Source organism: Pseudomonas sp. WJP1, assembly GCF_028471945.1.
GTDB lineage: Bacteria > Pseudomonadota > Gammaproteobacteria > Pseudomonadales > Pseudomonadaceae > Aquipseudomonas.
This window is the reverse complement of sequence record NZ_CP110128.1, coordinates 4024029-4036232: the sequence shown is the minus strand read 5'-3', so window position 1 is coordinate 4036232 and position 12204 is coordinate 4024029. Positions and strand designations below refer to the sequence as shown.

Sequence of the window (12204 nt, the reverse complement as noted above, 5' to 3'; positions counted from 1 at the left end):
GGATTTTGCTGGGGTTTACAACGGGGCGGGCTGGATGATCTCGACCCAGTAAGCATCCGGATCCTTGATGAACGCCAGGCTCTTCATACGGCCATCGTTCAGGCGCTTCTGGAAGTCGCAGCCCAGCGCTTCGAAGCGCTCACATGCGGCGACGATGTCCGGCACCGAGATGCAGATGTGGCCAAACCCGCGCGGGTCGGTATTGCCGTTGTGATAGGCGAAGTCCGCATCGTTCTCGGTGCCGTGGTTATGGGTCAGTTCGAGAATGCCGGGGATCGATTTCATCCATTGCGTACGCTCAGCGGCATCGGCCGGGATCTGGCTCTTGTCGACCAAGGCGAGAAAATACAGGCTGAACTGCGCTTCCGGAAAATCGCGCTTCTCCACCAGCGAGAAGCCGAGAACGCGCGTGTAGAAGTCCAGGGACTTGGTGATGTCCTTGACCCGCAGCATGGTGTGGTTGAAGACAAAGTTCTGGGTGGCGGTGTCAGGCTGTGCGGTCACGCCGGGGAAGGTGTTCAGTTCGTGCAGGCTCATGGGCCCTCCGGAAAATAAATGGGGCTGGCGACAATGATACGCATGGGGGGCGACATCACCAAACCCAAAGCGTCCGCTATTGCCTGACCGCTGGCCGAAGATCAAACTTCAGGGCTAACTGGTTGAGTGTTGATGGCAATGATTCGATTGTGCAGGTCGTTGATGATCTTGAGTGGTGTGCTGTCGGTGTTTGCCCGGGCCCACGCCGATGAGCCAGTGGTGGAATGGCCACCGGGCTGGCAGGTCGAGGCCGTTGCCCAAGGCGAGGCCGGCTCCGGTGTCAGTCGCCAGCGTGCGGTCAAGAACGATGCGCAAGGCGAGCCCTTGATGGTGATGGAATTGACCATGACCCGGGTGCAAAGCGGTCATCAGGTGAACCTGGAAGCAGTGTTGCTGGAGATGCGCAAATCGGTGCAGAAAGACTTTTTCCAGGGTGGTTATCAAAGTGTTTGCAACCGCATTCACTCGACCACCTTGAGTCGCTTGCCGGCGCTTGAAACCACTTGCACCATCACGCAGAACGGGCGGCATGTGCTGTCTCAAACATTGGTCGCCGCCGTGGATGCCGATAAGGCCTACGTACTTTCCTACGCTGGGCAGGCCGAAGCTTATAAGGCCAGTCAGAATGAAATAGAGGTGGCCCGTAACGGCTTGAAACTTTAGTTGAAGGCTTCAATGAACGCCGATTTCATGCTTGTGCCGATAGCGTTAGATAGCCAAAAGGATTAAGCACAAAGTTGCCTGGAAAGTACCGGGCAGGTTTGTCTTTAGTGCCATCATTGAAAAAAGCCCTGCAGGCGCAGGGCTTTGTTTTTTCAGTGCGAGGGTTTAGCCGCGCAGCCAGGAATCAACGGTGGCGGCACCGTATTGTTCCTTCCAGGCCTTCAGTCCACGGTGGTTGCCGCCCTTGGTTTCAATCAGCTCGCCGGTATGCGGGTTCTGATAAACCTTGACCACGCGGGCGCGGCGGGTTTTTGGGGCGGCCTGTTGCAGACCGGATTTTGCCGGGTTCGGGTCGAGGATGGCGATAATGTCGCGCAGGCTCTTGCCGTAGGTTTTCATCAGCCCCTGGAGCTTTTCTTCGAATTCGATTTCTTTCTTGAGCCCGGCATCGTTCTTCAGGGATTCAAGCTGCTTGAGCTGCTCTTGAAGGGCCTTTTCAGCTGCACGAAATTCAGCGAGTCTGGACAATATCTTTACTCCAATAGTGTGTGGCTGATACCAACCGCAAACAAAGCTATAAGCCAAGAGCCTTGAAGCGACTCGGTGATAAATGGCTCACCTGCCAATCTGGTGCAGGCATGAAAAATTGTAGTAGTTAATGGATCAAGAGTAAATCATGACTTTTTCTTCATGTAACAAGAGTTGTGCCTTGATTCAAATGGAGGAGGGCGGCGTGTCGTTGAATCGCTGCTAAAGGCCACTAGTTAATCATCACTTAATGCATTAATGAAGTCTGCCGCAGGCATCGGTCGGCCAAACAGATAACCTTGCAGGTAGTTCACTTTGTGGGCCGCCAGGTAGTCACTTTGCTCCGGGGTTTCCACACCTTCTGCAACCATTGCCAGGTCGAGCTTGACCGCCAGCTCGATGATGCTGTCCAGAATGTGGCTGGAAAGGGTATCGATGCCGATCATGGCCACGAAGCTCTGGTCGATTTTCAAAAAGTCCACGTTGAACTGGCGCAGATAACCGAGGCTTGAGTGGCCGGTGCCGAAGTCGTCGATGGCGATCTTTACGCCAAGCTCATGCAGTTGCTCGAACAGTTGAAGGGTGATGGCCGTGGGCTCGATCAGCTTGCGCTCGGTCAACTCCAATACCAGGTGGATGGAGCCGGGGGCAAAGGCGTCGAGGAACTCGCGGCAATCCTCGACCAGCGCAAGGTCCTGGCAATGATTGGCGGTGATATTGATGCCGACATGAAACGGCTCGTCAAAGGACGCCGACCGCGGTGCCAACAGCCTGGCGGTTTGTTGCATGATCGAGCGGGTCATCGGCACGATCAGCCCGCAATGTTCGGCAAACGGAATGAACAGGTCGGCGCGTACCAGGCCTTCCTTGGGGTGGTTCCAGCGCATCAGCACCTCGACCCCCGTGCATTTCTTGCTCTGCGCCTGCACCACTGGCTGGAAATACGGAACGAACTCCCCAGCAATCAGTGCGCGCTGCATCTCAACGGTTGGCGACGACGAACGTTTCTGCAGGACGTGCCCGATCAAGGCGGAAATCACACCGAAGAACAGCAACAGGCTGAACAGTGGCGGGTATTCGCTGCTCATGTAACGCCACACTTCGCCTTCGGGGAAACCGGCCGTTACGCTGAACGGATAACGCGAGGATGCCAGCCTGTTTTCTGCGACGGGAAACTCGGGTGGTTCGCCCTCGTGAAAGCTGCCGTCGGCGGACAACCAGGCAGGCCCGACCTGCAGCAAGAGCAATGTGCGACGCCCGATCAGGCGCATGAGATTACCCAGGTGGTAACCGTCCAGCGTGCTCATGGCGCCTCGTTTGCCGTCGCCGATTCGATAAACCAGCAACGCGCTGTCGGGCGTCACCGGGTTGCCCTTCATCAACAACAACTGGCCGTTGGCATAATCTCCAGAGGCAATTTTTTCGTGATAGTCACCGAACAGTGAACTGCAATAGATGGTGTCGTCCCACAGCAGGGTGGTCGAGCGCACGAAGGGGCGTCGTGTCACCTGCTCGCGCAACGCCAGGTTGACGTCAATGCAAGGCTGGCCCGCCAAGGGCAGCAACTCACGCGCCGCCTGGGCGGTGTTGTCGAGCATCAGTTCGAACTGGCGAGTCGTTTCTTCGGCGGTGTGTTGGGTGCTTTGCCTGAGTACGCGTTCGGCCTGCATATAAAGAATGGCAAAACCCAGCAGGACCGGCAGCAGTCCACACAGCAAGGTCACGGCGAGCCTGATGCCACGCGGGTGGGTGTTGGTTTTCAGTGGCATTGGCGAAACCTGTATCGATGAAGTCGGGCTATCAACGGCTGGCAGTTAGTGATGCCTCCCATGAAGCGTTCAAGTACGGGGCAGGTTAGTTGGTTCCGGGCACTTACGCAGCCCTTGGGTATCCCAGACGCGGCGATGAGCGGTCATCGGGGGTTAAACAAACCCTTGCGCGTCGGGGGAAAAAGGGGATTTGATACAAGAGGCGGACAAATTGATTTACGCTGTGTAGAATCAGGTTACGCATACAATAATAATCGTCTTCTGGCAGCAGAAGCCTCGCCCTCAGAGCCTTGGGTCGACAATGAAGATATTCGGGTTTCAATTGATCTACGGTGATTTCCTCGCCCGCAGCGTGCGCGGCATCTCCTGTGCGCCACCCGCCGGTCTCAGCATTGCTAGCAACTAACATTCGTTAATTGATAAAGATGATGAGGCGCCAACCATGGCAGATTTATACGAAAACCCAATGGGCCTGATGGGCTTTGAATTCATCGAGCTGGCCTCGCCGACCCCCAATACCCTGGAGCCGATCTTCGAGATCATGGGCTTCACCAAGGTCGCGACCCATCGCTCCAAAGACGTGCACCTGTATCGCCAGGGCGCGATCAACCTGATCCTCAACAACGAACCCCACAGTGTCGCCTCGTACTTTGCCGCCGAGCATGGTCCGTCGGTGTGCGGCATGGCGTTCCGGGTCAAGGATTCGCAAAAGGCCTACAAGCGCGCCCTGGAACTCGGCGCCCAGCCGATCCACATCGAGACCGGCCCGATGGAGCTGAACCTGCCGGCGATCAAGGGAATCGGCGGTGCGCCGCTGTACCTGATCGACCGTTTCGGCGAAGGCAGCTCGATCTACGACATCGACTTCGTGTTCCTGGACGGCGTTGACCGTCACCCGGTCGGCGCTGGTCTTAAGATCATCGATCACCTGACCCACAACGTGTATCGCGGTCGCATGGCCTACTGGGCGAACTTCTACGAGAAGCTGTTCAACTTCCGCGAAATCCGCTACTTCGACATCAAGGGCGAATACACCGGCCTGACCTCCAAGGCCATGACCGCGCCGGACGGCATGATCCGCATCCCGCTGAACGAAGAATCGTCCAAGGGCGCCGGGCAGATCGAAGAATTCCTGATGCAGTTCAACGGTGAAGGCATCCAGCACGTGGCGTTTCTCAGCGATGATCTGCTCAAGACCTGGGATCACCTGAAAAGCATCGGCATGCGCTTCATGACCGCGCCACCGGATACCTACTACGAGATGCTCGAAGGCCGTTTGCCCAACCACGGCGAGCCGGTGGGCGAGTTGCAGGCGCGCGGGATTCTGCTGGACGGTTCGTCCGAGGCGGGCGACAAGCGCCTGCTGCTGCAGATCTTCTCGGAAACCCTGATGGGGCCGGTGTTCTTCGAATTCATCCAGCGCAAGGGTGATGACGGGTTTGGTGAAGGCAACTTCAAGGCGCTGTTCGAGTCGATCGAGCGCGATCAGGTGCGTCGTGGTGTGTTGAGCACTGATTAAATCGTTACACCGTAAAAACTGTGGGAGCGAGCCTGCTCGCGATGGCGTCTTCAAGGTCAACATTGATGTTGGCTGGCAGACCGCTATCGCGAGCAGGCTCGCTCCTACATTGGTTTGCGGCGTTGTCGAACCAGATGCTTGAACCCTTCAAACACCAACACCACTACCGCCATCCAGATCGGAATATAGGTCAGCCATTCCCCCGGCTTGATGCTTTCCCCCAGCAACAACGCCACGCCCAGCAACAGCACCGGCTCCACGTAGCTCAATAACCCGAACAGACTGAACGGCAGCAAGCGACTGGCGATGATGTAGACCACCAGCGCGGAAGCGCTGATCAGGCCCAGCAATGGGATCAGCCAGGCCAATGCCGGGTTCTGGTCGAAGACACCGAAACCTTGCTCGCCACTGCTCACGAACCAGTACGCGATCGGCAGCATCAGGGTCATGTCCACCCAGAGTCCGCCGAGGTTGTCAGTCTTCAACCATTTGCGCACCACGAAATACAGCGGATAACCCACCACCACGACCACTGTCGCCCAGGAGAATCCGCCGACTTGATACAGCTCGTTGAGCACGCCGAGGCTTGCGAAGAACACGGCGACTTTTTGCAGATAGGACAGCCGGTCACCGTAGGCAATTCGCCCGGTCAGGACCATGGCCAGCGGCAACAGGAAGTAGCCCAGGGACACATCGAGGCTGTAGCCGTTGAGCGGGGCCCACATGAACAGCCAGAGTTGTACGCCCAGCAACGCCGCCGAGACGAACAGGATGCCGATCAACTTTGGTTGGACGCTGAACCGACGTAGCAGATCGACCACGCGCCGCCATTCTCCCGACACCAGCATGAACAGGGTCATGCACGGCACCGTCAACAGCATGCGCCAGCCGAAAATCTCTACACCGCTCAAGGGCTTGAGCAGCGAAGTGTAGTAATACATGACGGCAAACAGCACCGAGGCTGAAACCGATAAAGCGATACCTTTTGACAAGCTGTCCTCGCGAGGTTGAACGTAAAACGGGGTGCGGAGGATACGTGGTTTTTGTGCTGAATATTGGCCGGATGATCAATATTTACAACATCCCCTGTAGGAGCGAGCCTGCTCGCGATCGCGGTCTTTCAGTCAACATCTCTGTTGAATGTAGTACCGCTATCGCGAGCAGGCTCACTCCTACAGGGGCTAAGTGTTTCTTCAGCTATACGGTCTGCGGCCCGACACGAAATGGCTCACATCGTTGAACCCCGGCGTCGACGCATGCCCCGGTGTCACCAGCGAATCGATGAAGGCCTCATCCTCAGCCGTAATCTTCACCGCCTGCGCCTTGGTGTACGCATCCCACTGTTGTTCCGTGCGCGGGCCGACGATGGCCGAGGTCACCGCGCTGTTGTTCAGCACCCAGGCGATAGCGAACTCGACGATACCGACGCCGCGCTCCTGGGTGTATTGCGCAATTTTCTGAGCGATGCGCAACGACTCGACGCGCCATTCGGTTTCAAGGATGCGTTTGTCGGCGCGTCCTGCGCGACTGTTGGCGTCCGGCTTGACGTCCGGCGCGTACTTGCCGCTGAGCACGCCGCGCGCCAACGGACTGTAGGGCACCACCCCGAGGCCGTAATTTTGAGCGGCAGTGAGCTGCTCGGTTTCGGCCTGGCGGTTGACGATGTTGTACAGCGGCTGGCTGATCACTGGCCGGTCGACACCGAGCTTGTCGGCCACGCGAATCACCTCGGCGATGCGCCAGCCCCGGTAATTCGACAGGCCCCAATAGCGGATCTTGCCCTGGCGAATCAGGTCGCCAATGGCCGACACCGTGACCTCCAGCGGCGTGTTGTGGTCTTCGCGGTGCAGGTAATAGATGTCCAGGTAGTCGGTACCCAGGCGCGTCAGGCTGGCCTCGATACCGTTGAAGATGTGCTTGCGGCTGAGGCCGCTGCGGTTCGGCACACCGTCCGCCGGGCCGAAACCGACCTTGGTCGCCAGCACCCATTCCTGGCGGCGACTGGCAATGGCTTCGCCGACGATCTCTTCGGACCGGCCGCTGGTGTAGACGTCGGCGGTGTCGATGAAATTGATGCCCTGGTCCCAGGCCTTGTCGATGATGCGAAGGGAATCTTCGGTATTGGTCTGCTCGCCAAACATCATGGTGCCCAGGGTCAGGGTGGACACCTGCAGGCCCGAGTGACCCAGTGTGCGATAGCTCATGGGGAAATCCTTTTGCCGGAGGGAAAGGCTCAATCAAATACCAGAATTACACAGCGGGGCAAACGCTCTGTGACAGGCAGGCGCTCTTTCTCATGATTTCTTGCGATGCACAGGGTAACGTTGATCGCCCAGTGAGTCTTGACCACTCCCGTTTCAAGGAACCCCGCTATGTTCGAACTCGATCACGACCTGGCCCAGGACATCGTCGACCGGGCGATGGCCATCCTGCCGTACAACGTCAATGTCATGGACAGCCAGGGGCTGATCCTCGGCAGTGGCGAGCCGGAGCGGGTCAACACCCGGCATGAAGGCGCGCAACTGGTGTTGGCCAACGGCCGCGTGGTGGAGATCGACGCGCAGACAGCGATCCACCTCAAGGGCGTGCAGCCGGGCATCAACCTGCCGCTGATGCTCGACCAGCGCTTGATCGGTGTGCTCGGCCTCACCGGCGATCCCGAGCAATTGCGCACCTACGCCGAGCTGGTGCGCATGACCGCCGAGATGCTGGTGGGCCAGCGTAACCAACAGGCCGAACAGCAATGGCGGCGCCAGCGCTGCGATGACCTGCTGGCGTTGCTGCTCAGTGACGGCGGCAGCTCGCCGCGATTGATCGATGAAGCGCAGCAGCTCGGGCTCAAGCCGCACATGGCGCGGGTGCCTTACCTGTTTGAGCTGGGCACGGAACAGGGGCCAGGGCACACCGTCGAGACGCTCAGTGCCTGGCTGACAAGTCGTTACCCGGACAGCTGGTGCGTGAGTTCGGCCAAGTCTTCGTTGTTGTGGTGCCGACCGGCAAACCAGGCGATCGAGAACGAGCGACTGCTGGAAAAACTCGATGGCCTGGGTTGGAACATCCTGCGCATTGCCGTGGGCGGGCAGGCGGACGGGCTGCCGGGATTGCGTCGTTGCTATCACCGGGTCCGCGACCTGCTGGCCTATGGGCGCGACGTGTTGCCGCAATCCCGTTTGCTGACGCTTGACCGCTATCGGCTGCCGGTGTTGCTGTGGCGCCATCGCAACGACGATGCACTGGACGAGCTGCTCAACCCGTTGCGCAAAGTCATCGCCAGGGACAACAACGGCCAACTGCTGGCAACCCTGCGCAGTTGGTGTGAGCACGATGGGCAAAGCCAGGCCTGCGCCGATGCGCTGGGCATACATCGCAACAGTTTGCGTTACCGGATGGAGCGGATTGCCGAGCTCAGTGGCGTTGATCCACTGAAGCTGGACGGGATGCTCGCCCTCTACCTTGGCGTGCAGTTGCTGCCCCAGGCAGACACCCCTGCGTGAACCCCGGGCTTTGTGGAAATGAACAATAATCCCCAGTGCCGCTTGTGCAGCAGCCTGGCGTTATTGTTCATGGCGACTGGCAGCATGGGCGCATTGGAACAGGAGAACCCCCATGAAAATCGTCATCGCCCCCGATTCGTTCAAGGACAGCCTCAGCGCTCAAGGCGTCGCCGATGCCATTGCCCTCGGTCTGGCCGAGGTATGGCCCGCTGCGCAGCTAGTCAAATGCCCGATGGCCGACGGTGGGGAAGGGACGGTCGAGTCAGTGCTGGCCGCTTGTGATGGCGAGCTGCGTAGTACGACTGTTCGCGGACCGCTCGGCGTAGTCGTCGACGCTGCCTGGGGGTGGTTACCCCACAGTCACACGGCAATCATCGAAATGGCCGAGGCCAGTGGTTTGCAGTTGGTGCCAGTCGATCAGCGCGATGCGTGCGTCACTAGCACCTACGGCACCGGTGAGCTGATCCGTGCCGCACTCGATGCCGGGGCGCAGCGCATCATTCTGGCCATCGGCGGCAGTGCCACCAACGACGGTGGTGCCGGGGCGATGCAAGCCTTGGGCGTGAAGTTGCTGGATGCACAGGGCCAGGTCCTGGCGCCGGGCGGCCTGACGCTGGGACAGCTGGCCCGCATCGATCTGAGCGGCATCGACCCACGCCTGGCCGATGTGCGCTTCGACATCGCCGCCGATGTGAACAATCCGCTGTGTGGTCCTCACGGCGCGTCGGCCATATTCGGCCCGCAAAAAGGCGCAACGCCTGCGCAGGTCGAACGGCTGGATCTGGCGCTGGGGCACTTTGCCGATCACTGCGCACTCGTCTTGAACAAAGACGTGCGCGGAGAGCCCGGCAGCGGCGCAGCGGGCGGCCTGGGGTTTGCCGCCAAGGCGTTCCTTGGGGCGCAGTTCAAGGCCGGGGTGGAAGTGGTCGCCGAGCTGGTGGGCCTGGCCGATACGGTTGCCGGCGCTGATCTGGTGATCACCGGCGAAGGTCGTTTCGATGCACAGACTTTGCGCGGCAAGACACCCTTTGGTGTGGCGCGCATTGCGCGTGAACACGGCGTACCGGTCATCGTCATTGCCGGCACGCTGGGCGAAGGCTATCAAGCGTTGTATGCCCATGGCATCGACGCCGCGTTTGCCCTGGCGAGTGGGCCGATGACATTGGCGCAAGCCTGCAGCGAAGCACCGCGCCTGTTGCGTGAGCGAGCGAGTGATGTGGCGCGGGTCTGGCGGCTGGCCGCTCTACGCGATCCCCTGTAGGACCTTGGGCAGCCACCGACGCAGTATGGCTTTTACGAAGTTTCGGTGGCAGCGTTTAAACAAGCATTGCGGGAAGTTTTTTAGCAAGTCACGCGCACCTGTATAAGTAGCCACCTGTCAACTCTGACAGTATCGCAAACTAAAAAGTGAGTATTTAATTCTGCCCAAGGTCGTAAAAACCGGGTAGCGCGACGAAGCGTGTTCTGCAGTGCTTGAAGTAGCTCGAACTGCCTGCCGAGATGAATGGGTCATGACTATCGTCACGAACAGATATTCATTATCAGGAGAGCAACATGGCAAGTTCCGAAGAGCAACTGAATGTTGAGCAAGTGTACAGGAGCAAAAGTACTAACCTGTCCAGGGTTCCGGCACCTAACGCCTATGACAAGCCGACAATCGAAAATACCATTCCAGGTGATCCCGATGGGTTGATGCATATCAGCAAAATCCAGGGGCCCGCTGCCGAACCTATAAAAATCACAGTAAAACCATGGGTCAACTTACCGGAAGACCCAGGTGATGTCGGTCATCTTTACCTGGAATGGAAGTTTCAAGGCTGGAGTGATTATCAGCCCCTCGAAGACCGCGCAATTTTGGACCCGGCAAGTCAGCCCAATTTTCCCGGTTCCTTCGAAATTCCGAAGACCCTATACGATGGGTATGAGGGAACTTTTGAAGTCAGATATCGGGTTAAGGAGTGGAATACCGGGGGGGAGGTGGAATCGTTTTCTACCCCGCTGACTTTCGACAGAACTGCGCCCTGGATGCCGGCCGCACCCCCGGAAGCCATCGTCCCAAAATTGATCACGACGGCAATTCTGGAAGCACAGGGCGGAGTTGAATGCGAGATCCCCGATCCTGGGGAGGTCAAACCCGTCACGATAGCCATCGCCTGGTCCGACAAGATTCCAGAGCAATTGCCGCCAATGGATGAAATGCATTATGTGGGGCTGCTTCCAGCGGATCGCAAAATCAAGGTTTTGAAGGAAGTCTTCGAAGACTTTGGCTCACGCACGCTTTATCTGGCGTACGGCGCAATGGACAAGGCAGGTAATTTAAGTCAGATGTCATGGCCGGTCACTGTCGAGAATGCACTGGGGACGCTACCTTCCGGGTTGAAATCGCCCACGGTGCCCAAGGGCGATGATAATGATGAGATCGACCGTGAAGATGCTGCCGCTCCCGTAGAGGTTCACACAGGAACTATTGATAATTACCTGCCTGAGGATCGCATCAGGATCATTTGGGGAACACAGAGTTTCATCGGCGGCCCCATGTCCCAGTTAGGCCCATCACCGAAAGTTATTGTCCCATGGCCCAACATGAGGGATGCATACGACTTCAACGTGGGTGGACAACAGTCCACGCCAGTAAAGTTCCAGGTATTGCGGGGCAATCACCCCATCGACTCCCCACCGAGGGTTAATCCACTCAAGGTGGACCTTGAAGTGCCAATTGTTAATCCGGGCGGACCTGACCCGGAGCATCCTGATTTCCTGAAGCCAATCATCACCAGCAGTAGCGGTAGCACAACCGATTTGACAAGGGCCGATGCGGACAAACCCGCCACGGTCACCGTCACCCTCCCTGATGGCATTGAGGACAATGATGTAATCACGGTGAAATGGAATGGCGAGCTTGTGACTGCTACCGCTCACACCATCGACGGGACTGAAGGCGCGACCATCGATATTCCAGTGCCTTGGGAGGAAATCAAAAAAACGCCGATGATGCTCAACCTTCCAGTTTGTTTCAGGGTCAAGCGGCCGGGTGTCACCAATCCTTTGGATTCACCTGCGGAAACGATCAACGTCAAGGTTCTGAAAATAGAACTGCCAGATCCCGAAGTGCAAATGGCGGGGACCTTGGTCAATTGCAATGATTTGCTGTTTGACGGCACTGAGTGGGGTATTCACGTGCTCATCCCGCCATCCGAATACTTGAAGAAAGATATGAGCGTGATGTTCGTTTGGCAGCTCTTTGTAGATGGCGTGGGCTTGGTTAATACCGAGATCGTGCAAGAAAAAACCGTCACTGAGGAGCAGGAAAGTAATGGCATTTATTGGTTGGTACCTTACTTGCGATGCCTGAAGCCTTCCTACATTCCTGGAGTACGCCAAACGACCCGGGCACGGCTGGCATACGGGATGCAGATCGATGGGGATGAAGCGTCATCCAATATGATCGAAGTAAGGGTCGGTGTATTTGAAGAAGAGGACCATTGCAAGATACCACGGCCCTAACTTCAAATATCCGAGGAGAGAGCACGGAGAGGACGGCTTTTTATGAGGCCTTCGAATATCCTTCGTGCTCTTCGGAAAAGTCCTACATACCAATCTGAGATGTCTCGGTAGTCTTCGCCGCTTTTGTAGGCTCAAGCGGAGGTTGTCGGCTACGACAAACTCCACCGTTGAATTCCTGATATGTGGTGTC

The 12204-nt window shown here is 57.7% G+C and carries 10 protein-coding genes; 5 read left to right on the top strand and 5 right to left on the bottom strand.

Annotated elements, in window-relative coordinates; all coding sequences use genetic code 11:
• Positions 1–15 precede the first annotated feature (15 nt).
• On the bottom strand, positions 16–537 hold the full coding sequence (gene gloA, locus OH720_RS17960) for a lactoylglutathione lyase (RefSeq protein ID WP_272602279.1): 522 nt from the start codon (positions 535–537) through the stop codon (positions 16–18).
• Positions 538–675: 138 nt separating this feature from the next.
• Here gloA and OH720_RS17955 point away from each other — a divergent pair, with 138 nt between their 5' ends.
• Positions 676–1200: a DUF4946 domain-containing protein gene (locus OH720_RS17955; protein ID WP_272606476.1), complete on the top strand. Its 525-nt coding sequence runs from the start codon at positions 676–678 to the stop codon at positions 1198–1200.
• 165 nt (positions 1201–1365) lie between these two features.
• On the opposite strand, the gene OH720_RS17950 is transcribed toward OH720_RS17955, so the two are convergent.
• Both OH720_RS17950 and OH720_RS17945 read right to left on the bottom strand, forming a co-directional pair.
• The gene (locus tag OH720_RS17950; RefSeq protein WP_008065377.1) at positions 1366–1728 is read right to left on the bottom strand and encodes a histone-like nucleoid-structuring protein, MvaT/MvaU family; all 363 of its coding nucleotides are present in this window, start codon (positions 1726–1728) and stop codon (positions 1366–1368) included.
• Between the two features lie 236 nt (positions 1729–1964).
• Positions 1965–3497, bottom strand: coding sequence for an EAL domain-containing protein (locus tag OH720_RS17945; protein ID WP_272602278.1), 1533 nt, complete (start codon positions 3495–3497; stop codon positions 1965–1967).
• A 442-nt stretch (positions 3498–3939) separates the two neighbouring features.
• Between OH720_RS17945 and hppD the strand changes: the two genes are divergently transcribed.
• Positions 3940–5016 carry a 4-hydroxyphenylpyruvate dioxygenase gene (gene hppD / locus OH720_RS17940; RefSeq protein WP_180206627.1) on the top strand — a complete coding sequence of 359 codons (1077 nt, stop codon included), beginning with the start codon at positions 3940–3942 and terminating at the stop codon, positions 5014–5016.
• Positions 5017–5120: 104 nt separating this feature from the next.
• Here hppD and rarD read toward each other — a convergent pair whose 3' ends face one another.
• Entirely contained in the window at positions 5121–6008 is an 888-nt protein-coding gene (gene rarD / locus OH720_RS17935) for an EamA family transporter RarD (RefSeq protein ID WP_272602277.1), read from the bottom strand.
• A gap of 201 nt (positions 6009–6209) precedes the next feature.
• Positions 6210–7220, bottom strand: a complete 1011-nt coding sequence (locus OH720_RS17930) for an aldo/keto reductase (protein ID WP_272602276.1) — start codon at positions 7218–7220, stop codon at positions 6210–6212.
• Between the two features lie 168 nt (positions 7221–7388).
• Here OH720_RS17930 and OH720_RS17925 point away from each other — a divergent pair, with 168 nt between their 5' ends.
• The 3 genes from OH720_RS17925 to OH720_RS17915 all read left to right on the top strand — a co-directional run bounded on the left by OH720_RS17925 (position 7389) and on the right by OH720_RS17915 (position 12014).
• Positions 7389–8510, top strand: coding sequence for a sugar diacid recognition domain-containing protein (locus OH720_RS17925; protein WP_272602275.1), 1122 nt, complete (start codon positions 7389–7391; stop codon positions 8508–8510).
• 112 nt (positions 8511–8622) lie between these two features.
• Positions 8623–9771, top strand: coding sequence for a glycerate kinase (locus OH720_RS17920; protein WP_272602274.1), 1149 nt, complete (start codon positions 8623–8625; stop codon positions 9769–9771).
• A gap of 293 nt (positions 9772–10064) precedes the next feature.
• Positions 10065–12014 (top strand): hypothetical protein, encoded by a 1950-nt coding sequence (locus OH720_RS17915; protein ID WP_272602273.1) that lies wholly within the window; start codon positions 10065–10067, stop codon positions 12012–12014.
• Positions 12015–12204 lie beyond the last annotated feature (190 nt).